The organism is Escherichia albertii (assembly GCF_028622335.1).
In the GTDB taxonomy this organism is placed as follows: Bacteria; Pseudomonadota; Gammaproteobacteria; order Enterobacterales; family Enterobacteriaceae; genus Escherichia; species Escherichia albertii.
The window spans coordinates 1085184-1109116 of sequence record NZ_CP117568.1 but is presented as its reverse complement, the minus strand read 5'-3'; the positions used below and the strand labels follow the sequence as shown (position 1 = coordinate 1109116).

The 23933-nt window shown below is 50.8% G+C and carries 21 protein-coding genes and 1 pseudogene; 18 read left to right on the top strand and 4 right to left on the bottom strand.

Features of this window, described 5'->3' with window-relative positions; all coding sequences use genetic code 11:
- Position 1: 1 nt before the first annotated feature.
- From gpG to PS053_RS05475, 7 genes are read left to right on the top strand one after another with little or no spacing between them, the layout of a single operon-like run.
- Positions 2-424, top strand: coding sequence for a phage tail assembly chaperone G (gene gpG, locus PS053_RS05505; protein WP_032329098.1), 423 nt, complete (start codon positions 2-4; stop codon positions 422-424).
- Complete coding sequence (locus PS053_RS05500) at positions 406-831, top strand: phage tail assembly protein T (RefSeq protein ID WP_059236887.1); 426 nt, start codon at positions 406-408, stop codon at positions 829-831. Before gpG ends, PS053_RS05500 begins: the two co-directional genes overlap by 19 nt.
- The gene (locus tag PS053_RS05495) at positions 824-3403 is read left to right on the top strand and encodes a phage tail tape measure protein (protein ID WP_060877380.1); all 2580 of its coding nucleotides are present in this window, start codon (positions 824-826) and stop codon (positions 3401-3403) included. Before PS053_RS05500 ends, PS053_RS05495 begins: the two co-directional genes overlap by 8 nt.
- Entirely contained in the window at positions 3400-3729 is a 330-nt protein-coding gene (locus PS053_RS05490) for a phage tail protein (protein WP_000847354.1), read from the top strand. Before PS053_RS05495 ends, PS053_RS05490 begins: the two co-directional genes overlap by 4 nt.
- The gene (locus PS053_RS05485) at positions 3729-4427 is read left to right on the top strand and encodes a phage minor tail protein L (RefSeq protein ID WP_105175642.1); all 699 of its coding nucleotides are present in this window, start codon (positions 3729-3731) and stop codon (positions 4425-4427) included. Before PS053_RS05490 ends, PS053_RS05485 begins: the two co-directional genes overlap by 1 nt.
- A gap of 5 nt (positions 4428-4432) precedes the next feature.
- The gene (locus PS053_RS05480) at positions 4433-5176 is read left to right on the top strand and encodes a C40 family peptidase (RefSeq protein ID WP_161537892.1); all 744 of its coding nucleotides are present in this window, start codon (positions 4433-4435) and stop codon (positions 5174-5176) included.
- Positions 5173-5715, top strand: coding sequence for a tail assembly protein (locus PS053_RS05475; protein WP_240431810.1), 543 nt, complete (start codon positions 5173-5175; stop codon positions 5713-5715). Before PS053_RS05480 ends, PS053_RS05475 begins: the two co-directional genes overlap by 4 nt.
- A gap of 42 nt (positions 5716-5757) precedes the next feature.
- Here PS053_RS05475 and sodC read toward each other — a convergent pair whose 3' ends face one another.
- The gene (gene sodC / locus PS053_RS05470; protein ID WP_059257279.1) at positions 5758-6279 is read right to left on the bottom strand and encodes a superoxide dismutase family protein; all 522 of its coding nucleotides are present in this window, start codon (positions 6277-6279) and stop codon (positions 5758-5760) included.
- Positions 6280-6412: 133 nt separating this feature from the next.
- On the opposite strand from sodC, the gene gpJ reads away from it, so the two are divergent.
- From gpJ to PS053_RS05430, 8 genes are all read left to right on the top strand, one after another.
- Complete coding sequence (gene gpJ / locus PS053_RS05465; RefSeq protein ID WP_262933650.1) at positions 6413-9826, top strand: phage attachment tail tip protein J; 3414 nt, start codon at positions 6413-6415, stop codon at positions 9824-9826.
- A 70-nt stretch (positions 9827-9896) separates the two neighbouring features.
- The gene (locus tag PS053_RS05460; protein ID WP_262933649.1) at positions 9897-10496 is read left to right on the top strand and encodes an Ail/Lom family outer membrane beta-barrel protein; all 600 of its coding nucleotides are present in this window, start codon (positions 9897-9899) and stop codon (positions 10494-10496) included.
- Between the two features lie 59 nt (positions 10497-10555).
- The gene (locus PS053_RS05455) at positions 10556-11869 is read left to right on the top strand and encodes a prophage tail fiber N-terminal domain-containing protein (protein ID WP_273774720.1); all 1314 of its coding nucleotides are present in this window, start codon (positions 10556-10558) and stop codon (positions 11867-11869) included.
- A 1-nt stretch (position 11870) separates the two neighbouring features.
- Complete coding sequence (locus PS053_RS05450) at positions 11871-12140, top strand: phage tail fiber C-terminal domain-containing protein (RefSeq protein WP_095575662.1); 270 nt, start codon at positions 11871-11873, stop codon at positions 12138-12140.
- 113 nt (positions 12141-12253) lie between these two features.
- A complete protein-coding gene (locus PS053_RS05445; protein ID WP_059221821.1) occupies positions 12254-12844 on the top strand; it encodes a T3SS effector NleG family protein in 591 nt (196 codons plus the stop codon).
- Positions 12845-12904: 60 nt separating this feature from the next.
- Entirely contained in the window at positions 12905-13549 is a 645-nt protein-coding gene (locus PS053_RS05440) for a T3SS effector NleG family protein (protein ID WP_161538623.1), read from the top strand.
- Between the two features lie 112 nt (positions 13550-13661).
- Positions 13662-14291 (top strand): DUF1076 domain-containing protein, encoded by a 630-nt coding sequence (locus PS053_RS05435; RefSeq protein ID WP_273774719.1) that lies wholly within the window; start codon positions 13662-13664, stop codon positions 14289-14291.
- Positions 14292-14372: 81 nt separating this feature from the next.
- Complete coding sequence (locus PS053_RS05430) at positions 14373-15017, top strand: T3SS effector NleG family protein (protein ID WP_064763529.1); 645 nt, start codon at positions 14373-14375, stop codon at positions 15015-15017.
- Between the two features lie 306 nt (positions 15018-15323).
- On the opposite strand, the pseudogene nleA reads toward PS053_RS05430, so the two are convergent.
- A pseudogene (gene nleA / locus PS053_RS05425) lies at positions 15324-16774 on the bottom strand (type III secretion system effector NleA).
- Positions 16775-17366: 592 nt separating this feature from the next.
- Between nleA and PS053_RS05420 the strand changes: the two are divergent.
- Complete coding sequence (locus PS053_RS05420) at positions 17367-17423, top strand: type I toxin-antitoxin system Ibs family toxin (protein ID WP_102204210.1); 57 nt, start codon at positions 17367-17369, stop codon at positions 17421-17423.
- 270 nt (positions 17424-17693) lie between these two features.
- A complete protein-coding gene (locus PS053_RS05415) occupies positions 17694-17750 on the top strand; it encodes a type I toxin-antitoxin system Ibs family toxin (RefSeq protein ID WP_103054298.1) in 57 nt (18 codons plus the stop codon).
- A 286-nt stretch (positions 17751-18036) separates the two neighbouring features.
- Here PS053_RS05415 and yegD read toward each other — a convergent pair whose 3' ends face one another.
- Positions 18037-19389, bottom strand: coding sequence for a molecular chaperone (yegD, locus tag PS053_RS05410; protein ID WP_059217434.1), 1353 nt, complete (start codon positions 19387-19389; stop codon positions 18037-18039).
- 133 nt (positions 19390-19522) lie between these two features.
- Between yegD and alkA the strand changes: the two genes are divergently transcribed.
- Positions 19523-20371, top strand: coding sequence for a DNA-3-methyladenine glycosylase 2 (gene alkA / locus PS053_RS05405; protein WP_256879458.1), 849 nt, complete (start codon positions 19523-19525; stop codon positions 20369-20371).
- A gap of 109 nt (positions 20372-20480) precedes the next feature.
- On the opposite strand, the gene PS053_RS05400 is transcribed toward alkA, so the two are convergent.
- The gene (locus PS053_RS05400) at positions 20481-23798 is read right to left on the bottom strand and encodes a diguanylate cyclase (protein ID WP_256879450.1); all 3318 of its coding nucleotides are present in this window, start codon (positions 23796-23798) and stop codon (positions 20481-20483) included.
- Between the last annotated feature and the right edge of the window lie 135 nt (positions 23799-23933).

The following is a 23933-nucleotide window of genomic DNA, read 5'->3' as shown; positions in this document are numbered from 1 at the left end:
GATGTTCCTGAAAACCGAATCATTTGAACATAACGGCGTGACCGTCACGCTTTCTGAACTGTCAGCCCTGCAGCGCATTGAGCATCTCGCCCTGATGAAACGGCAGGCAGAACAGGCGGAGTCAGACAGTAACCGGAAGTTTACTGTGGAAGACGTCATCAGAACCGGCGCTTTTGTGGTGGCGATGTCCCTGTGGCATAACCATCCGAAGAAGACGCAGATGCCGTCCATGAATGAAGCCGTTAAACAGATTGAGCAGGAAGTGCTCACCACCTGGCCCACAGAGGCGATTTCTCATGCTGAAAACGTGGTGTACCGGCTGTCCGGTATGTATGAGTTTGTGGTGAATGATGCCCCTGAACAGGCGGAGGACGCCGGGCCTGCAGAGCCTGTTTCTGCGGGAAAGTGTTCGACGGTGAGCTGAGTTTTGCCCTGAAACTGGCGCGTGAGATGGGGCGACCCGACTGGCGTGCCATGCTTGCCGGGATGTCATCCACGGAGTATGCCGACTGGCACCGCTTTTACAGTACCCATTATTTTCATGATGTTCTGCTGGATCTGCACTTTTCCGGGCTGACGTACACCGTGCTCAGCCTGTTTTTCAGCGATCCGGATATGCATCCGCTGGATTTCAGTCTGCTGAACCGGCGCGAGGCTGACGAAGAGCCTGAAGATGATGTGCTGATGCAGAAAGCGGCAGGGCTTGCCGGAGGTGTTCGTTTTGGTCCGGACGGGAATGAAGTTATCCCCGCTTCCCCGGACATGACGGAGGATGACGCAATGCTGATGACAGTATCAGAAGGGATCGCAGGAGGAGTCCGGTATGGCTGAACCGGTAGGCGATCTGGTCGTTGATTTAAGTCTGGATGCAGCCAGATTTGACGAGCAGATGGCCAGAGTCAGGCGTCATTTTTCCGGTACGGAAAGTGATGCGAAAAAAACAGCGGCAGTTGTTGAGCAGTCGATGAACCGACAGGCGCTGGCTGCACAGAAAGCGGGTATCTCTGTAGGGCAGTATAAAGCTGCCATGCGTATGCTTCCTGCACAGTTCACCGACGTGGCCACGCAGCTTGCAGGGGGGCAGAACCCGTTTCTCATCCTGCTGCAACAGGGCGGCCAGGTAAAAGATTCCTTCGGTGGGTTGATCCCCATGTTCAGGGGGCTTGCCGGTGCAGTCACCCTGCCGATGGTGGGGCTCACTTCGCTGGCAGTTGCCACCGGAGCGCTGGCGTATGCCTGGTATCAGGGGGATTCAACCCTGTCCAGTTTCAATAAAACGCTGGTCCTTTCCGGTAATCAGGCAGGACTGACGGCAGATCGTATGCTGGCCCTGTCCAGAGCCGGGCAGGCGGCAGGGCTGACGTTTAACCAGACCAGCGAGTCACTGACGGCGCTGGTGAATGCCGGTGTGCGTGGTGGTGAGCAGTTTGAGGCGATCAGCCAGAGTGTGGCGCGTTTTTCCTCCGTATCCGGCGTGGAGGTGGACAAGGTCGCTGAAGCCTTCGGGAAGCTGACCACAGACCCGACGTCGGGGCTGACAGCGATGGCGCGCCAGTTCCATAACGTGACGGCGGAGCAGATTGCGTATGTTGCTCAGTTGCAGCGTTCCGGCGATGAAGCCGGGGCATTGCAGGCGGCGAACGAGGCCGCAACGAAAGGGTTTGATGACCAGACCCGCCGCCTGAAAGATAACATGGGCACGCTGGAGACCTGGGCAGACAAGACAGCACGGGCATTTAAATCCATGTGGGATTCGGTGCTGGATATTGGTCGCCCGGACACTGCCCGGGAAATGCTGGAGAAAGCAGAAAAGGCTTTTGATGAAGCGGACAAGAAATGGCAGTGGTATCAGAGCCGGAGCCGCCGGCGTGGTAAAACCTCAGCATTTCTTGCCAATCTCCGTGGCGCATGGGAGGACAGGGCGAATGCGCAACTTGGTCTTTCAGCCGCCACATTGCAGGCAGATCTTGAAAAGGCCAGTGAGATGGCAGCAAAAGATCGTGCTGAGTCTGAGGCATCACGGCTGAAATATACCGAAGAGGCGCAGAAGGCTTACGAACGTCTGCAGACTCCGCTGGAGAAATATACCGCCCGTCAGGAAGAACTGAACAAGGCACTGAAAGACGGAAAAATCCTGCAGGCAGATTACAACACGCTGATGGCGGCAGCGAAAAAGGATTATGAAGCGACGCTGAAAAAGCCAAAGCAGTCCGGCGTGAAAGTGTCTGCAGGCTATCGCCAGGAAGACAGTGCTCATGCTGCCCTGCTGACGCTTCAGGCAGAGCTCCGGACGCTGGAGAAGCATGCCGGAGCGAATGAGAAAATCAGCCAGCAGCGCCGGGATTTGTGGAAGGCGGAGAGTCAGTTCGCTGTACTGGAGGAAGCGGCACAACGTCGCCAGCTGTCCGCACAGGAGAAATCCCTGCTGGTACATAAAGAGGAGACGCTGGAGTACAAACGACAACTGGCGGAGCTAGGCGATAAGGTCGAACATCAGAAACGCCTGAATACACTGGCGCAGCAGGCGGATAAATTCGCACAGCAACAACGGGCAAAACGGGCTGCCATTGATGCGAAAAACCGCGGGATGACAGACCGGCAGGCAGCGCGGGAAGCCACTGAACAGCGCCTGAAGGAACAGTATGGTGATAATACGCTGGCGCTGAATAACGTCCTGTCAGAGCAGAAAAAGACCTGGGCGGCTGAAGACCAGCTTAACGGGAGCTGGATGGCTGGCCTGAAGTCCGGCTGGAGCGAGTGGAAAGAGAGTGCCACGGACAGTATGTCGCAGGTTAAAAGTGTTGCCACGCAGACCTTTGATGGTATTGCGCAGAATATGGCGGCGATGCTGACCGGCAGTGAGCAGAACTGGCGCAGCTTCACCCGTTCCGTGCTGTCCATGCTGACAGAAATTCTGCTTAAGCAGGCAATGGTGGGGATTGTCGGGAGTATCGGCAGCGCCATTGGCGGAGCTGTTGGTGGCGGTGCATCAGCGTCAGGCGGTACAGCCATTCAGGCTGCTGCGGCGAAATTCCATTTTGCGACCGGAGGTTTTACGGGGACCGGCGGCAAATATGAGCCAGCGGGGATTGTTCACCGTGGTGAATTTGTCTTCACGAAGGAGGCAACCAGCCGGATTGGCGTGGGAAATCTCTACCGGCTGATGCGCGGCTATGCCACCGGTGGTTATGTCGGTACACCGGGCAGTCTGGCGGACAGCCGGTCGCAGGCGTCCGGGAAGTTTGAGCAGAATAACCATGTGGTGATTAACAACGACGGCACGAACGGGCAGATAGGTCCGGCTGCTCTGAAGGCGGTGTATGACATGGCCCGCAAGGGTGCCCGTGATGAAATTCAGACACAGATGCGTGATGGTGGCCTGTTCTCCGGAGGTGGACGATGAAAACCTTCCGCTGGAAAGTGAAACCCGGTATGGATGTGGCTTCGGCCCCTTCCGTAAGAAAGGTGCGCTTTGGTGATGGCTATTCCCAGCGAGCGCCTGCCGGGCTGAATTCCAACCTGAAAACGTACAGCGTGACGTTTTCTGTTCCCCGTTGGGAGGCCACGGCGCTGGAGTCGTTTCTGGCTGAGCATGGGGGCTGGAAAGCCTTTCTGTGGACGCCGCCTTATGAGTGGCGGCAGATAAAGGTGACCTGCGCAAAATGGTCGTCGCGGGTCAGTATGCTGCGTGTTGAGTTCAGCGCAGAGTTTGAACAGGTGGTGAACTGATGCAGGATATCCGGCAGGAAACACTGAATGAATGCACCCGTGCGGAGCAGTCGGCCAGCGTGGTGCTCTGGGAAATCGACCTGACAGAGGTCGGTGGAGAACGTTATTTTTTCTGCAATGAGCAGAACGAAAAAGGTGAGCCGGTCACCTGGCAGGGGCGACAGTATCAGCCGTATCCCATTCAGGGGAGTGGTTTTGAACTGAATGGCAAAGGCACCAGTACGCGCCCCACGCTGACGGTTTCTAACCTGTACGGTATGGTCACCGGCATGGTGGAAGATATGCAGAGTCTGGTCGGCGGAACGGTGGTCCGGCGTAAGGTTTACGCCCGTTTTCTGGATGCGGTGAACTTCGTCAACGGAAACAGCGAAGCCGATCCGGAGCAGGAGGTGATCAGCCGATGGCGCATCGAGCAGTGCAGCGAACTGAGCGCGGTGAGCGCCTCTTTTGTACTGTCCACGCCGACGGAAACGGATGGCGCTGTTTTTCCGGGGCGTATCATGCTGGCCAACACCTGCACCTGGACCTATCGCGGCGACGAGTGCGTTTATCACGGTCCGGCGGTCGCGGATGAATATGACCAGCCGACGTCCGATATCACGAAGGATAAATGCAGCAAATGCCTGAGCGGCTGTAAGCTCCGTAATAACGTCGCCAACTTTGGCGGTTTTCTGTCCATCAACAAACTTTCGCAGTAAATCTCATGACACAGACAGAATCAGCGATTCTGGCGCACGCCCGGCGATGTGCGCCAGCGGAGTCGTGCGGCTTCGTGGTGAGAACGCCGGAGGGGGAAAGATATTTCCCCTGCGTGAATATCTCCGGTGAGCCGGAGGAGTATTTCCGGATGTCGCCGGAGGACTGGCTGCGGGCAGAGATGCAGGGTGAGATTGTGGCGCTGGTCCACAGCCACCCCGGTGGTCTGCCCTGGCTGAGTGAGGCCGACCGGCGGCTGCAGGTGCAGAGTGATTTGCCGTGGTGGCTGGTCTGCCGGGGTGAGATTCATAAATTCCGCTGTGTGCCGCATCTCACCGGGCGGCGCTTTGAGCACGGGGTGACGGACTGTTACACGCTGTTCCGGGATGCTTATCATCTGGCGGGGATTGAGATGCCGGATTTTCATCGTGAGGATGACTGGTGGCGTCACGGTCAGAATCTCTATCTGGATAATCTGGAGGCAACGGGGCTGTATCAGGTGCCGTTGTCAGCGGCGCAGCCGGGCGATGTGCTGCTGTGCTGTTTTGGTTCATCGGTGCCGAATCATGCCGCCATTTACTGTGGTGACGGCGAGCTGCTGCACCATATTCCTGAACAACTGAGCAAACGAGAGAGGTATACCGACAAATGGCAGCGACGCACACACTCCCTCTGGCGTCACCGGGCCTGGCGCGAATCTGCCTTTACGGGGATTTACAACGATTTGGCCGCCGCATCGACCTTCGTGTGAAAACGGGGGCCGAAGCCATCCGGGCGCTGGCCACACAGCTCCCGGCGTTTCGTCAGAAACTGAGCGACGGCTGGTATCAGGTACGCATTGCCGGGCGTGATACAGGTGAAACTGAATTATCAGCCCGTCTTAATGAACCGCTGGCAAATGGTGCCGTGATCCATATTGTGCCGCGCCTGGCGGGAGCCAAAAGTGGCGGCGTGTTTCAGGCCGTGCTGGGCGCAGCTGTTATGGCGGTTGCTATATGGATGCCTGGGGTGGGAATTATGGCAAGTAATCTGCTGTTTTCTCTCGGTGCCAGTATGACGCTTGGCGGTGTTGCACAGATGCTGGCCCCCAGACCCAAAACTCCCCGAACACAGACAACGAATAACGGTAAGCAGAACACGTATTTCTCGTCACTGGACAACATGGTTGCCCAGGGCAATGTTCTGCCTGTTCTGTACGGTGAAATGCGCGTGGGGTCACGTGTGGTCTCTCAGGAGATCAGCACGGCAGACGAGGGGGATGGTGGTCAGGTTGTGGTTATTGGTCGCTGATAATCACCGCCAGCTATGACGGTGATTGCTTTAGGCTGTTTGTTATTTAATTATTCCGCATGCCAGTCTTGCGCCCCCACCCCCCAGAGGAGCAGGTGAATCGGAATGATTATCCCCTCCGGCATGAATCATGATCGCCCGTTCTTTTATCTGGCTTATTTTTTTTATTTTTGGACTCAGAACCGGGTTTTCTGCATTTCCTTCTGAGTTGACATAGAGTGCTGGTAGATCACCCAGATGGCCCTCCGGATTGTACGGCCCAAGATGTTTATTTGTTTGTTCAGGATCATAATGCCCACCGGCAGCAAGAGCTGGCACTTTTTTTCCATTAATCAGACCGGGATTACAACTGGCATTTTCATGGATATGAAAGCCATGTAACCCTGGTGGCAGTTCTTTCAGATGAGGAGTGAACAGCAATCCGTAGCTGGTTTCTGAAATAGTTATTTCCCCTATATTTTTCCCTACTCCTTCTGAGGAAACGAGATTTACAGGGATCGTCATTGTATCAGCCATTACGGCTCCACTAAGTAGCGCAGTTACAGCAAGTATTTTTTTTATCATAAATACCCCGTCATTTCGTGTTGTTAATCAAGGTGATTTAAGTTTTAACAAATGAAATACAACAGATGCATTTTTGTTGCAAGCGGTCGTTATATGGTTCGCATAAAATTGATTACTGTTTCGGGAATTATCTATGGGTAAAGGTGGCAGTAAGGGGCATACCCCGCGCGAAGCGAAGGACAACCTGAAATCCACGCAGTTGCTGAGTGTGATCGATGCCATCAGTGAAGGGCCGATTGAAGGTCCGGTGGATGGATTAAAAAGTGTGCTGCTGAACAGTACGCCAGTGCTGGACAGTGAGGGGAATACCAATATCTCCGGTGTCACGGTGGTGTTCCGGGCAGGTGAGCAGGAGCAGACACCGCCGGAGGGATTTGAATCCTCCGGCTCCGAGACGGTGCTGGGTACGGAGGTGAAGTACGACACGCCGATTACCCGGACCATCACGTCGGCAAACATCGACCGTCTGCGCTTTACCTTCGGTGTGCAGGCACTGGTGGAAACCACTTCAAAGGGGGACCGGAATCCGTCGGAAGTTCGCCTGCTGGTTCAGATACAACGTAATGGTGGCTGGGTGACGGAAAAAGACATCACCATTAAGGGCAAAACCACCTCGCAGTATCTGGCCTCGGTAGTGGTGGATAACCTGCCGCCGCGCCCGTTCAATATCCGGCTGCGCAGGATGACGCCGGACAGCACCACAGACCAGCTGCAGAACAAAACGCTCTGGTCGTCATACACCGAAATTATCGATGTGAAACAGTGCTACCCGAACACGGCACTGGTCGGCGTGCAGGTGGACTCGGAACAGTTTGGCAGCCAGCAGGTGAGCCGTAATTATCATCTGCGCGGGCGCATTCTGCAGGTGCCGTCGAACTATAACCCGCAGACGCGGCAATACAGCGGTATCTGGGACGGAACGTTTAAACCGGCATACAGCGACAACATGGCCTGGTGTCTGTGGGACATGCTGACCCACCCGCGCTACGGCATGGGGAAACGTCTTGGTGCAGCTGATGTGGACAAATGGGCGTTGTATGCCATCGGTCGGTACTGCGACCAGTCGGTACCGAATGGCTCTGGCGGCACGGAGCCGCGCATCACCTGTAATGCGTACCTGGCCACGCAGCGCCGGGCGTGGGATGTGCTCAGTGATTTCTGCTCGGCGATGCGCTGTATGCCGGTATGGAACGGGCAGACGCTGACGTTCGTGCAGGACCGACCGTCGGATAAGGTGTGGACCTATAACCGCAGTAATGTGGTGATGCCGGATGATGGCGCGCCGTTCCGCTACAGCTTCAGCGCCCTGAAGGACCGCCATAACGCCGTTGAGGTGAACTGGATTGACCCGGACAACGGCTGGGAGACGGCGACAGAGCTTGTGGAGGACACGCAGGCCATTGCCCGTTACGGTCGTAACGTCACGAAGATGGATGCCTTTGGCTGTACCAGCCGGGGGCAGGCGCACCGCGCCGGGCTGTGGCTGATTAAAACGGAACTGCTGGAAACGCAGACCGTGGACTTCAGCGTGGGTGCAGAAGGGCTTCGCCATGTGCCGGGAGACGTCATTGAAATCTGCGATGATGACTATGCGGGTATCAGCATCGGTGGTCGCGTGCTGGCGGTGAACAGCCAGACCCGGACGCTGACGCTCGACCGTGAAATCACGCTGCCAGCCTCCGGCACCACACTGATAAGCCTGGTCGATGGGACGGGGAGTCCGGTCAGCGTGGAGGTCCAGTCCGTCACCGACGGCGTGCAGGTGAAAGTGAGCCGGGTTCCTGACGGCGTTGCCGGATACAGTGTGTGTGGGCTGAAGCTGCCGACGCTGCGCCAGCGCCTGTTCCGCTGTGTGAGTATCCGTGAGAACGACGACGGCACGTATGCCATCACTGCCGTGCAGCATGTGCCTGAAAAAGAAGCCATCGTGGATAACGGGGCGCACTTTGACGGCGACCAGAGCGGCACGGTGAATGGTGTCACGCCGCCAGCGGTGCAGCACCTGACCGCCGAAGTCTCGGCAGACAGCGGGGAATATCAGGTGCTGGCGCGCTGGGACACGCCGAAGGTGGTGAAGGGGGTGAGCTTTATGCTTCGCCTGACCGTGGCAGCGGATGACGGCAGTGAGCGGCTGGTCAGCACGGCCCGGACGACGGAAACCGAATATCGTTTCAGGCAACTGGCGCTGGGGAACTACAGGCTGACAGTCCGGGCGGTAAATGCGTGGGGACAGCAGGGCGACCCGGCGTCGGTATCGTTCAGGATTGCCGCACCGGCAGCGCCGTCACAGATTGAGCTGACGCCGGGCTATTTTCAGATAACCGCCACTCCGCATCTTGCAGTTTATGACCCGACGGTACAGTTTGAGTTCTGGTTTTCGGAAAAGCGGATTGCCGATATCCGGCAGGTTGAAACCAGCGCGCGCTATCTTGGCACGGGGATGTACTGGATAGCCGCTAGTATCAATATCAAACCGGGCCATGATTATTACTTTTATATCCGTAGTGTGAACACCGTTGGCAAATCGGTATTCGTGGAGGATGTCGGTCAGGCGAGCGATGATGCGGAAGGTTACCTGGATTTTTTCAAAGGCCAGATAACCGAATCCCATCTCGGCAAGGAGCTGCTGGAAAAAGTCGAGCTGACGGAGGATAACGCCAGCAGACTGGAGGAGTTTTCGAAAGAGTGGCAGGACGCCAACGATAAGTGGAATGCCATGTGGGGCGTCAAAATTGAGCAGACCAAAGACGGCAAACATTATGTCGCGGGTATTGGCCTCAGCATGGAGGACACGGAAGAAGGCAAGCTGAGCCAGTTTCTGGTCGCCGCTAACCGTATTGCGTTTATTGATCCGTCTAATGGCAACACACGACCAATGTTTGTTGGTCAGGGCGATCAGATATTCATGAACGACGTGTTCCTGAAGCGTCTGACGGCCCCGACCATCACCAGCGGCGGCAATCCTCCGGCATTTTCTCTGACACCGGACGGGCGGCTGACGGCGAAAAACGCTGATATCAGCGGTAACGTGAATGCGAACTCAGGAACGCTCAACAATGTCACGATAAGTGAGAACTGTACGATTAAGGGCATGCTGGAGGCGACCCAGGTCAGAGGGGATTTCGTTAAAGCTGTATCAAAAGCCTTCCCGAAAAAAGTCGGTACGTGGGGTAACACGGAAACACCAGGCGGTACGGTTACAGTCACCATCAGCGATGATCATAACTTTGACCGTCAAATCATTATTCCGCCCATTATTTTTAACGGTATAGCGTATACCGATCCGGGGAGCGGAAATAACCCCGGAGGCACGCGATACACGGGTTATGGTTTTGAAGTTCGCAAAAACGGCGTATTAATCGCATCCAGAGAAACTAAAGGGGCCATTCCCGGTAGTTACAGTGCGGTTATTGATATGCCGAGTGGCAGGGGAAGCGTCACTCTGGAGTTTAAGATTTTCCAGAAAGGGAATCAGGGGGCAGGCAATATCACCGACTGTACGGTGATTGTGACCAAAAAAGCGGCTTCCGGCATCAGTATCCGTTGAAATATTTATAACCCTAATAACGGGCGCCAGAAATGGCGCCTTTTTTATTGCAGAAAAGCGAGAGGTAATTATGCGTAAATTATGTGCTGTTATTCTGTCCGCAGTAGTCTGGCTGGTTGCCGCTGGTACGCCAGCGAGCGCAGCAGAGCATCAGTCCACACTAAGCGCCGGGTATCTTCAGACCCATACTGATATGCCAGGCAGTGATGACCTGAAGGGCATTAACGTGAAATACCGTTATGAGTTTACGGACACGCTGGGGCTGGTGACGTCATTCAGCTATGCAGGAGACAAGAATCGCCAGCTTACCCGTTACAGCGATACCCGCTGGCATGAAGATTCCGTGCGTAACCGCTGGTTCAGCGTAATGGCGGGGCCATCTGTGCGCGTGAATGAATGGTTCAGCACGTATGCGATGGCGGGTGTGGCTTACAGCCGTGTGTCGACTTTCTCCGGGGATTATCTCCGCGTAACTGACAACAAGAGGAAAACGCACGACGTGCTGACCGGAAGTGATGACGCTCGCCACAGCAATACCTCTCTGGCGTGGGGAGTTGGCGTGCAGTTTAACCCGACCGAATCCGTGGCCGTTGATGTCGCTTATGAAGGCTCCGGCAGCGGAGACTGGCGCACTGACGGTTTCATCGTGGGTGTCGGTTATAAATTCTGATTAGTAACACAGCTTTATGACAGCCCGCCGGTTCAGGCGGGCTTTTTTGTGGGGGGAATATGGCAGTACGGATTTCAGGTGTACTGAAAGATGGTGCAGGTAAGCCGATACAAAACTGCACCATTCAGCTAAAGGCCAGGCGCAACAGCACCACGGTGGTGGTGAACACAGTGGCCTCAGAAAACCCGGATGAAGCCGGGAGTTACACAATGGACGTTGAGTACGGTCAGTACAGCGTCATTCTGTTGGTGGAGGGATTTCCGCCGTCACATGCCGGGACCATCACAGTGTATGAAGATTCTCAGCCGGGTACGCTGAATGATTTTCTCGGTGCCATGACGGAGGATGATGTCCGGCCGGAGGCACTGCGTCGTTTTGAACAGATGGTGGAAGAGGCAGCGCGTCACGCTGAGGAGGCGAAGAAGAATGCCGGAGAGGCGGAGACGTCAGCGAGGAATGCGGGTATATCAGCCGGCCAGGCGGAAAAGAGTGCAGTAAATGCTGAGACTTCTGCAGGGGATGCATCGGAGTCAGCCCGGCAGGCGACGGAAAGTGCAGCCTCAGCAAAGCAGTCAGAGGATGCGTCCTCGTCCTCGGCTTCTGCGGCCGCTCAAAAAGCCAGTGAGTCATCACAAAGTGCAGCAGAAGCTGAATTGTCAAGAAAGACGGCAGAAAGTGCAGCCGGTAATGCATCCAGGGATGCAACGACCGCAGCAGAAAAAGCCCGGGAGTCAGCAGAAAGCGCACAGTCAGCGGAACAAAGCAGGATAGCGGCGGAAGAGGCCGTAAACCGAATCCCCACCGTGGTGGGACCTCCCGGGCCAAAGGGGGAACAGGGGCCCGCTGGCCCTCAGGGGCCGAAGGGTGATAAGGGAGAGCGTGGTGACACCGGCCCTGTCGGGGCAACCGGCGAACGGGGACCGAGAGGAGATACAGGTCCGGCAGGCCCGCAGGGGCCGAAAGGCGACAGGGGAGAACGGGGAGAGACCGGTCTGACGGGAAGTACAGGTCCACAGGGGCCAAAGGGAGATATCGGTGCAGCAGGCCCGGCAGGCCCACAGGGACCGAAAGGAGAAACAGGAGCGGCAGGTCCGGTAGGGGCTACCGGACCTCAGGGGCCGAAGGGAGACCCGGGCGAGACACAAATCCGTTTTCGTCTGGGGCCGATGAGCATTATTGAGACAAACAGCTATGGCTGGTTCCCGGATACAGATGGTGCGCTCATCACCGGACTGACCTTTCTTGACCCCAAAGATGCCACACAGGTTCAGGGGATGTTTCAGCATTTGCAGGTCAGATTTGGTGACGGGCCGTGGCAGGATGTTAAGGGGCTGGATGAAGTGGGCAGTGATACAGGCAGAACAGGAGAATGACATGAACATACTAAAAAAACTTATGCAGCGTCTGTGCGGTTGCGGAAAGCATGATGGCCGTGAACACGGGCAGTCACTTACAGCACAACTGCGACTGGGGCCGGCAGACATCCTGGAGTCAGATGAGAATGGTATTATCCCGGAGCAGGCCAGGGTAATCACGCAGGTGGTGATACTGGATGCGGATAAAAAGCAGATACAGTGCGTGGTAAGACCGCTGCAAATTCTGCGTGCTGACGGGAAGTGGGAAAATATTGGCGGGATGAAGTAACCCGACAGCTTCACAAAACCGGAGTCCGGCTCCGGTTTTTGTGTTGCAATGTCTGGAGGATGTTTGTTATAGAAGAATTGAGGAAATATTTAACCATACTAGGGAATATAGTAATGCCTGGATTAGTGTCATATATATCATCGGCTTCATTCTCTAATGAGTTAACAGAACTACGCCACCAGGTAATGGCTGGGCAGATTGGAGAAATCCGTATAGGCGAACACATAGTTCGAGTTTCCTATGAATCAGAACCTGGCCGTTTTTTGGCCGAGGGGGACGGGAGGGGAAGGATTTATGCGGAATTATTGAATCTTGGTCTTAATAATGGCGTAGATGCACTCAGAAGCAGAATGTTAAGCGTGCTTTCCGAAATCGGAGAAACACAACAACAAGAAAACTCTTCCTTGCCATTATTGCAGGCAAGAATATCAGAATGTTCCTTTATTGTTGATTGTGAGTCGTTTCAGTGTTCTGCTGAGATGCTTCAGTGTCCAATTACACTGGATCAACCAGTAAACGGTGTTTTTGTTAAGAATTCTAAGCATTCATCTATTTGTACTTTATTTGATTCGTTTGCTTTTTCTCGTCTGGTTCGTGAAGGGAGCGTTCACCCTCTCAGTCGGGAATCGATAACAGAATCAATGATTATGAGAAAAGATGAATGTTACTTTGACTCAAAAAGAAATGCCTTTGCTGTAATTTGACTTTTATGTTTTGATTGCATTATGGAATGCACCTTAAGTTTAAACGGAGATAATGTTTTTATGCCTGTAGATTTAACACCTTATATTTTACCACAATTTAATGTATTACGCAGCATTCCTCAAGAAACTTTGTCAGAGATACGTAATCAGAGTGCTTCTGGAGAAGCTCAAATTCGGCTGGGAGATCTGATGGTGTCAATACGCCCTATGTCTATAGATGGTTTTTTTATTGGGAGTATTAACCAGAGTGGTTTGGATGAAAATTCTCTTCAGATTGCTTTCAATCATATAGAGTATCTTGAGCGCGAGTTAAATCGAGGTGGGTTTTCAAGCCGTGAAGTTGAAATATTTCGTGGAATTGAAATACATAATAACATCTCTTTATTTTCTAAAAATCAGTCAGGGAGCGTGCTGGATAAGATTGAGGCATGTGCATTTAATGTGGAGAGTGCAGAGTTGAATGCCCCGGAAAACTCACGAACATGTCCAGTTACATTATGCGAACCAGAGACCGGTGTTTTTATGAAAAATTCACATAGTTCAGATGTTTGCACATTGTATGATAAATCTGCATTAATTCATCTTATTGACATGGATGCGCCCCATCCTCTGAGTAGAGAGAGCATAACAGCATCCATGATTATAGGAAAAGATGAGTGTTATTTTTCTCCAGGCAGGGAGAGTTTCATTTTAAAAGAAAGTTAATGGCATGGAATGTTTATCTCAAAATAAAATTAACTTATCTAGCTGTTATTTTTATATTTCATATGATGAAGCATCATTGACAGAATGAAATAAATTGCTGAATGAGGTTTTTATGCCAGTTACCACGTTAAATATACCCAGTGTATCTCAATTATCTCCTGCTGGAATACAGGCTTTGCAGGATGCAGCCAGGAGCGAAGGCGAAATAAGAGTATCCACTGGTCGTGGGCAATATTCTATTTCCCATGTTCAGATGCTGGATGGGTTTTCGGTTGAGCCTGTGAGAGGAGGATTGTTGAATAGGTTATTGAGGCGTGAGTATCGAATGGAAGGAAGGGCAGTGGCTCTGGAAAGGCAATTAAATAGAGGGATCGATTTTTTAAGTAGCGTTAATAGATATTTTCAGAGCGTGAGAGCAGAGCACAGGGAAGAGAAAACAGGTAATACAGTATTACAAGGCAAAGTAGATTCTTGTTCATTTCATCCAGACTCTAATCACTTTTCTTGCCCGGAGTCATTTTTGACATGTCCGATAACGCTGGACACACCTGAGACTGGCGTGTTCATGAGAAACTCCCGAAGTTCTGCTATATGTAGTTTGTATGATAAGGATGCGTTGCTGCAACTTATTAAAGCAGGTGGAACTCATCCTCTGAGTCGAGAACGTATAACAGAATCAATGATTATGAGAAAAGACGAATGTCACTTTGATGCAAAAAGAGAAGCTTTTTGTTGTAAGTGATAATTAATGCTATAAATATAGTTTATGTGTTTTTTATTTTTTACTAAAGCAAAATTAAATTATTAAAATGGATGGAGAGGAATGCCTGTAGATTTAACACATTATATTTTGCCTCAGGGTAATTTGATGTCTAATATTCCTCAGGAAACTTGGTCTGAGATACGTAGTCAGAGTGTTAGTGGGGAGTCTCTGATCAGGTTGGGGAATTTGATGGTATCAATACGTCCCATGCAAATAGATGGATATTTTATTGGGCGTATTAATAACAGTGCTTTGTCTGAGGGAGATACTCGGCTTGGACATCAGTATATAGATAATATTGAACGGACTCTTAATGTTGGTGGTTTGTCAAGCCGTGAGGTTGAAGTATTGCGAGAAATAGAGGTGCTCGAAAATATGACGTTATTATCTAATCATCAGTCAGACAATCTGTTGGGTAAAATTGAGTTATGCTCATTTAATGTGGAAAATGAAAAGCTGGAAGGATCAGTGATATCACGAACATGTCCCATTACATTATGTGAACCAGAAAAAGGGGTTTTCATGAGAAACTCTATGAGCTCAGATGTATGCACATTGTATGATAAAACAGCATTAATTAATCTTATTGATATGAAAGCTCCCCATCCTCTGAGTAGAGAGACTATAACAGCATCCATGATTATAGGAAAAGATGAGTGTTATTTTGTGCCAGACAGAGAGAGCTTTATTTTAAAAGAAAGTTAATAGCATAAAATGTTAATCTCAAAACAAAATTAGCCTATCGGTATTCTGTCAACAAATCACAGTTATACCATGTGTAAGAGTATAACTGTGGCCATCTGGTGTGTTCCTTGTAGGATAAATATTGAGTTGTTTTCTGGTATTATCAAATTTATGTGTTTGATTAATGAGCAGTTATCTCAACTTATCTATAACCTTTGCTTTTAGTGTATCTATTTTAGGGAGGAAGATGATGAAAATGTAATAATATTTATGAATAATAGCTGTCATCCATTTCAGCTATTATTTTTCAATGAGAAAAACTAAAAATTAGATTCTTGTTTCTTGGATGATATCAACGATATCAACATGATTTAATGGATTATGATGTTGTGAATTAATGCCCTCGACATTGATGGCCACATCTTCCGGTTTTGGATGTCGGTGCCCAACGGGTACACCTTCTTCCATTGCGCGTATATCGGCCCCTGTCGCATGTTCAATATCTGCTTTATTGGGGAAAATTGCGCCTTCTCTTGCATGCCACCAGATTCGAGGGTAGTCAGTGAACCGTGCTTTATCATACTCTGCTTTATTTAAATCGGCAGCCCCCAGTGTCGCACCAGCCCACCATAAAATAGTGTCTGGCTTTAATCCTGGGGTATTATACTGTATGGCATGTCCTGCTGCTTGCCCAACCATTGCACCGATATGAGGACTTAACATTGGATCTGTACCAGCAAATCTGGATACTGCAAATCCCCCTACAGCACCAAGCGCATTTGCGGCAGCATTGGTAAGAACGGCATATTTAGTATTAGGGTTATCTAAATCCCACTTGAAATGTGCGCCAAACTCCAGCCCTAGAGTTGCCTGTAATGGAGATGCACCATATTTAAAATCTGCTTCTCCCGGTCTGATAACCCACTCCTCCGTGTAATTTGCTTTCGGCCCATCAGGAGTAAGTGGTGTTTCTCCAACAAGCTTCCATCCATTTTCAGTTTTGACTATAGGAAGTTCTACACCATGATTACGAACCACTTGAGCTGTTAATCCAAACCATGGTATTGGGTCTTTTGGCTCGGTGGTTACCGTCGAAGTAGTGGCTGATGTTCCAGTCGATGCAATAGTCGACACTGCAGTGGATGTTGCAGCAGATGCAATAGTCGACACTGCAGTGGTTGCAGCGGATGTTGCAGCAGATGCAATAGTCGACACTGCAGTGGTTGCAGCGGATGTTGCAGCAGATGCAATAGTCGACACTGCAGTGGTTGATATATTACTGTTGCTTAATGCATTTTTTAACGGGCCAGGAAGGTCTTTAAAATTAAAACCTATTTCATCATGCAGAGGGAATATCTGTAAAAAATAATTACCTGATGTAGGATGAATATCTGGTTTTACAATGTTTAGCTGGACACCATATTTACCAGAGATGCCTGAAACGGAACTAGGTATCTCTAATGCCATTTGGGTAACATTGAATAAACCAAACATATCCAATGTTTTTTTCCTATGGATCCTTCTTCAAGGTGAGGAGCTATATATTCGTCTAGCCCTGAGAGCAGACCTTTATCTTTTATCAAGCTCAGTAGAGCTGTTGTTTCACCGCATTCCGGTGCATGTTGCTGTATATCATCTGGAATATTAACAACAAATCCAGCTTGGCATCCTAGAGGTAATTCGGATTGCGGTATTTGTGTAGGGGGTATTTGTTCTGTTTGATGATGTTGATTGTTTTGTGAGGTGATTCCAGATTGTATGGTTGGTTGAATGTTCATAATAAATCCTTATTACATGTTTATATCCATTAATAATATCAATCCATTGATACTATTAGTGTCACATATCCGATGTGGACAGCTTTAATATATAACTGTTTGAATGCTTGATTGATGTGACTTAGATCTCAAAATTAAGTTGTTAAATTTACCAGTTTATCGCTTGAACACTTAAAATAAATCATAAATGTTTCTGTTATTGTTTTTTTATAGTTTAAATTATTGTTGATTGTATAAGCTGATTACATTTTTACTCTAAGTGTTATAAATATTTTATACTGATATTAGTCTTATTATATATATTTTTAATGAAAATGAGCATAAAACTAAGACATATAATGCTTGGCAGCTTTATGCTCTTCTGATTGGCTGTATGTTTGATGACAAAAAATTAGCGCAAGAGGACAAAAAATCACCTTGCGCTAATGCTCTGTCTCAGGTCACTAATACTATCTAAATAGTTGATTCATAGTGACTGGGTATGTTGTGTTTTGTCGCATTTTGTAGTCTGTTATTTAACCGCAAATACGTATAACAATATGATTCTTAAATAATTTATATGATTTTGTCATCCTTTAATAAGGAAAGGGTCATGATGAAGCTACTCATCATCGTGGTGCTCTTAGTCGTTAGCTACCCAGCTTACTAAGACTACCAGGGCGGGGGAAACCCCGCTCTACCCTCACTCCTGAAAATATGCTTTCACGTACAGGTTGTCAATCCGCAGGCTTTGCACTCTGCGATCCTGCCAGCAAATATTCTTTGCGAGTCGTTACGCAATAATCACAGGTGAAACTATTTTATCCGCAAGTCAGCGATAGACTGCATACATGGCGACAGGAGGTAAGCCGACGATTTCAGCGGGACGCTGAAACGGGAAAGCCCCTACCGGAGCAGGGGCCAGAAGAAGGAAAGGGTCATGATGAAGCTACTCATCATCGTGGTGCTCTTAGTGATTAGCTTACCGGCTTACTAAGACTACCAGGGCGGGGGAAACCCCGCTCAACCCTCACTCCTGAAATTATGTCACTCTCCCCTTACTGTCAATCTGCAATTCCTCGTTCTTGCGAGGCGAATAGAAAAATTATCTATGCTGCGGGGGGTAATTCTGAAAGTTTCTTCGTTTGCCACCAGAGATTTTGCCAGTAACCCGGAGCCTCGCTGTCTTTGTATTGATATGGTTGATGGCGCTGTTACGACAGTCGGTCGAGAAAACGGCCCAGGTGCAGTCAGATTTAAGCTGCTGTTGAGCCACGTCTCCTTTAGCGAAAGACCACATCCGCCCAACGCGCCAGACCGGCAGTAACGGAGCCAAAATCGTCGCCGCCTTCAACCGGAATGCCCGGCAGTTGTTCTGCCAGTGCTTTTTTTATCAGCGGCGAACGGGCGCTACCGCCGGTCAGATAGATAACATCCGGTTTTTCCTGGGCGTTATCCAGCGCCAGTTGCACCTGTTCCAGAATGCGCGCCAGCGGTTGGTTGAGCGCGTTATCCAGATCTTGTTGGCTAATATGTGTTGTCAGTTCGTCGCTGATAAATGGCAGTGATGCACAGGTTTTTGTTTCGCTGGAAAGGGCGATTTTGCACTCTTCCGCGCTGCGCACCAGTCGATAACTTAACCGCTGGCGCCAGACTTTTTGCAACAGAGCGACTTTTTCCGGCTCGCGGGCATCGCGCACCAGATCGTTAAGTAGACGACCATTAGCACTACTGTAGAAATCACTCTGGGCGGGCACATCGTTAATCGCCACCGCATTCCACCACGGCAGAATCGGCAGAGCGATGCCTTTCTCGGTTTCGCCGCCCATGCCGAGCAGCGGCATCAGGTTTTTAAATGCCAGCGCGATATCCAGATCGTTACCGCCAATACGGCAACCGCTGTGCCCAAGCAGACTGGCTTCACGATCGAGACGCGAACGCCACTGCGGCCCCATCAGCAGCAATGAACAGTCAGTTGTACCACCGCCGATATCCACCACCAGCACGCGTTTTTCTTCCTGCAACGTTGCTTCGTAATCCAGTCCAGCCGCCACCGGTTCATACTGGAAAACAACGTCGCGGAATCCGGCGCGTTTTGCTGCACGCTCCAGAATCCCCTGCGCCTGGGCGTTTGCTTCATCGCCGCCCAGTCCCTGGAAGTTGATCGGACGACCAATTACTGCCTGGGTAATCGCTTCCGGTAGTTGCGACTGCGCCTGCTGGCGAATATGCAACATCATTGCGCAGACTAAATCTTCAAATAGCGCCACTTGCTGTGGTTTTAATCCGCTGGCTCCGAGGAATGATTTCGGTGATTTTACAAACCATACTTCTTCTGGATCATCAATATATTGCGCCAGTGAAGCGAGACCAAACTGCACGCTTTTCGCCGTGACATCGATATCTTCTTCGCGATTATAACGAATCGCCCGACGCAAGAGCGCCTGCGTTTCATCGTCGTTTGCCGGAACCTCATGATGGCGGTACAACCACTCGCTGACCGCTTCACGTGTTGGCGCACAAAGCATTGAAGGCAGCAGCGTGCTGTCGTTTTCCATTTTCAGCAACTGTGGTTTGCCATCGCGCATTACCGCCACTGAACAGTTTGCTGTACCGTAATCAAAACCAATAAACACGAAATAATCCCCATGCCGGTGAAGAAGGGGCGTGACTTTAGCGAAATGTTGCTGCCGCGACAACCGGAATATGAAAGCAAAGCGTAGCGTCTGGATAACGTTTATGCTGAAAGCGGATGAACAAGGAGATGCGATGTATACCCTGAACTGGCAACCGCCTTATGACTGGTCGTGGATGTTGGGATTTCTCGCTGCTCGTGCAGTGAGTGGTGTGGAAACGGTTGCTGACAATTATTATGCCCGCAGCTTGGCGGTGGGAGAACATCGAGGCGTGGTGACGGTTGTGCCAGATATCGACAGCCATTCACTACGATTGAACTTGAGTACGGGATTAGAATCGGTTGCAACCGAGTGTCTGGCGAGAATCAGCCGTTTGTTTGACTTGCAATGTAATCCGCAGATGGTTAACGGCGCGTTGGGCGCGTTAGGTGCGGCGCGACCTGGTTTGCGTTTACCCGGAAGCGTTGATGCTTTTGAACAGGGCGTGCGCGCCATTTTAGGCCAACTGGTGAGTGTGGCGATGGCGGCAAAACTGACCGCCAAAGTGGCGCAGTTATATGGCGAACGGCTGGATGATTTTCCTGATTATGTCTGCTTTCCGACACCACAACGGCTGGCGGCAGCCGATCCGCTGGCGCTGAAAGCGCTAGGGATGCCGTTGAAACGGGCAGAAGCTCTGATTCATTTAGCCAGTGCGGCGCTGGAGGGGGCCTTATCGATAACGACGCCTGACGATATTGAGCAAGCGATGAAAAGGTTACAAACTTTTCCAGGTATCGGACGCTGGACGGCAAATTATTTCGCCTTACGCGGCTGGCAGGCGAAAGACGTTTTTTTGCCAGATGATTATTTGATTAAACAGCGATTTCCGGGAATGACGTCTGCACAAATCCGCCGTTATGCCGAACGCTGGAGACCCTGGCGTTCTTATGCGCTATTGCATATCTGGTATACGGAGGGCTGGCAACCAGACGAAGCATGACGCTGGTCGCCGGATGCGGCGCGAGCGCCTTATCCGTTCTGGGGAATGAGCAATTTGTAGGCCGGATAAGACGCGCAGCGTCGCATCCGGCAATGAGTATTGGCAATATTCAGTTAATTGCAAAATAACGGCTATCCACCAGTAAATCCAACGGTTGAACGTTGGCAATCACATCGCCGTAAATCAGATCGACACCAATAGCGGAAAGTGTATCCATCACCAGCGGCAACGCCACAGGCCCAGCGATGGTTTTTACGCCCAACCGCTGGGCGTGGCCCTGAATAATCGAAATCAACATTTCATCCATTAAATTCCCCTGTACGCTGGCGGACAACTCGCTGTCGAGTAACAGATAATCCGCCATGTTTGCTTTCAGCGTATTGAAAATTTGTAGATCACGTCCCACCTGACTGAGCACAATACGGCAGTCCGCCAGTCGTAGTTTTTGAATGGCCTGTGCGTGATCGATGATGGCTTCTGCAGGAATAATCAAATGCAACAACCGCGGCGGTAGCGGGCTTTTTTCCAGTTGCTCAAGCAATTCGTCTACCAATGTAACGCTGCTTAAGCCGGCAACGGAAAAGGGGAGGGCGATGCTTAATCCTTTATCGGCAGCCGATTTTGCCGTTTGCTGGAAAAATTCATGCAATATCCTGCGGTCAAGGGCGTGACTGAGCGCCGGATCGCTGAAGCCGTGACGAAAAACGTGTTCATCAATAACATTGCCTTCGTCGTTCTGGAGCTTAAGTGAAATCAGCCACAAACTACATGTTTCCGGGATCCGTGGCGAAGCAACGCCGTGAGCGAACATCATGAGCTGATTTTCTTTAATCATCAGCCATTGTTCATCAGGCGGCATGACTGTCCGCTCGCTATGTGCCGTGGCTTGCTGTGGCTCGTAAACGGTTACCCGACCCCGGCCGCCATTTTTTGAGGCGTAACAGGCGATATCTGCCTGCGACATCACTTCTGCGGCCTGATGATTACAGCCATCAATCAGCGTAATTCCGGCACTGGCGCCGACCCGGTGTACATGCCCTTCCCATATAAAGTGGTAGTCATTTACCGCACCAATAATGCGTGTGGAGATAAAACGGGCGCTTTCGATGTTGCTGTCTGGCAACAGTAAGCCAAATTCATCGCCGCCGAGTCGTGCCAGTAAGTCACTGGAGCGCAGCATGCTTAACATTAGCGATGCCAGTTCGCGCAGCAGGGCATCGCCTGCCGCGTGCCCGGCGCTGTCATTCACCGCTTTAAAGTGATCAAGGTCGATAAACACCAGTGCGTGCCGCTGATGAGTACTGTTTACCGTTTGCAGCAACGTTCGCAGTTGTTTCTCGAAACTGGTGCGGTTAGCCAGGTGAGTCAGAGCATCATGGGAGGCGCTATAACTCAGCTGGCGCAGCATTTTGCGTGATTCGGTCACATCCTGAATCACCAGTACCGAACCAATATTGCTGCCATCAAGAGTGCTTAACGGCGTAATGCTGTAATGCACGTCATAGCTGCCGCCATTACGGCAGTGAAGCACGACATCTTGTTCAATTGCTGAACGCGAGGTATCTGCACTGTAGATATTCTCCATCAGTGGACCATTGTCGCCAAAGGTAATATGTAACACTGTCAGCAACGAAACCCCCAGCGCCTCTTCTTGCGCCCATCCACTCATCTTCTCGGCGATCGGATTCATAAAGGTGATCTTCATTGCCAGATCAATACAGACAACTGCTTCACCGATGGAATCCAGCGTAATGTGTAGGCGCTCTTTTTCCTGGAACAGTGCTTCATTCAGTTGTTTAACTTCGGTCATATCCATATTAATGCCGAGCAGACGTTCAACTTCGCCTTCTTTATTCAGTACCCGATTAGCGAGGGAGCGGATATGACGAATACCGTCTTTCACGGCGATGCGAAATTCCAGCTTAAAGGGCAAGCGCGCCTGCAATGAATCGCGAATCACTTTTTCGGCGTGTTCGCGATCTTCCGGCAACACGCAGTCGTACCACACCTGCCAGTTTGGTTTGATATGCGGCGGAATTTCATACAGTTCGAACATCCGTTTATCCCAACTAAATATATTGGGCTTGAGTTCCCACTCCCAAATCCCAATTCCGCCCGCCTCGTTAGCCAGCGTGATGCGCTCCATGAGTTGTTTATTGACCTGCTCGGTGCGTTTGAGATCGTTAATATCTTCAATCTGGGCGATAAAGTAGAGTGGCGTGCCATCGGCGTGGCGCACTAATGAGACCGCAAGCAGCGCCCAGACAACGTCGCCATTTCGGGTGTAATAGCGTTTCTCCATCGAGTAGGTGTTAATTTCACCATTAACCAACTTTTCAACATGTTGTAGATCTTTATTCAGATCTTCCGGCCAGGTCAGTTGCTGAAAAGTGAGGGCGCGTAGCTCTTCCTGGCTGTAACCGAGAAACTGGCATAACGCTTTATTAGCTTGCAGCCATTGACCCTCGGTGCCAACTAACGCCATGCCAATGGCGGAATATTCCATGGCGTTGCGAAAACGCGTTTCGCTTTCTGAAATATGTTTGCGTTCAGCGCGAAAGGCGTACATCACCATAGTCATGATGTTGGCGGGTAAGAGGATCAGCAAAAATGGCAACCATGGCATATTGTTCATTACGTTGTTGCGCGGCGTGGTGAGCAGTAAAGGGTCTGCAGCCAGCATCAGCGATACCATCATCACCGTGGTGAGGAATATCAAAAAAGCTTCCATCCGCGGCAAACGCACAGCGCTCCACATCAGCAAGACGATGATGAAAGTAAAAGGCCACGGCAGGTACAGCATCGAAAGCCCGCTTAATGTCAGCGTGATGGCTAGCGTCAATAGCGTTTCAAACAACAGCCGGGGATTGCGATGGCGTAACAGGTAATGTGGTTTAAACAGCAGTCCCAGCGGCACTAACGCCAGTGCGCCGATGGATTCTGAAAGTACCCAGATTAAAAACGCTTTAAGCGGATCATCGCCAGGCGTCAGTAAAACGACCAGCACACCGCCTAATACAGGCGGCACAACGGCGCTACCCAATGCGAGACGCAGCCAGTCAGCCAGATTTTGCAATGGGTTATGCCACGGTAACAATTTCCGCAGCAGCATTGCGCCAACCACGGCTTCAACAATGTTGATTACCGTCCAGGTCATGTTCAGTGAGCTGGTGGAAAAAAGCAGTACGGAGGCGGCGATGTTCCCCAGCGAGCAGCTCAGCGCGATCCCCGGCCACATGCGTCCGGCATGACGATAAAACGCCACCATCATAATGGACGTGGGAAACCACAATGGCGCAAGTTGCGTACCAAACTGCGACAGTTCGAGCGAGAAGAGAGTAAAAATAAACGAGACTAAACCTAAACTGACGAGGTGAAGCAGAGGATGGGGCAGGGCAATTAATACATGCTGTGATTGTTTGCTCATTACTGCTCTATCCGCATGGCCAGGTCATCAGTATTGTTCTCTGAGTTTATGCTAGTACAAAAGTTTTACATTTAATATGTTAATTGTTCATAAAGTGAGTGTGTGACGGATAATTTGCGCAATACTGCATAACAT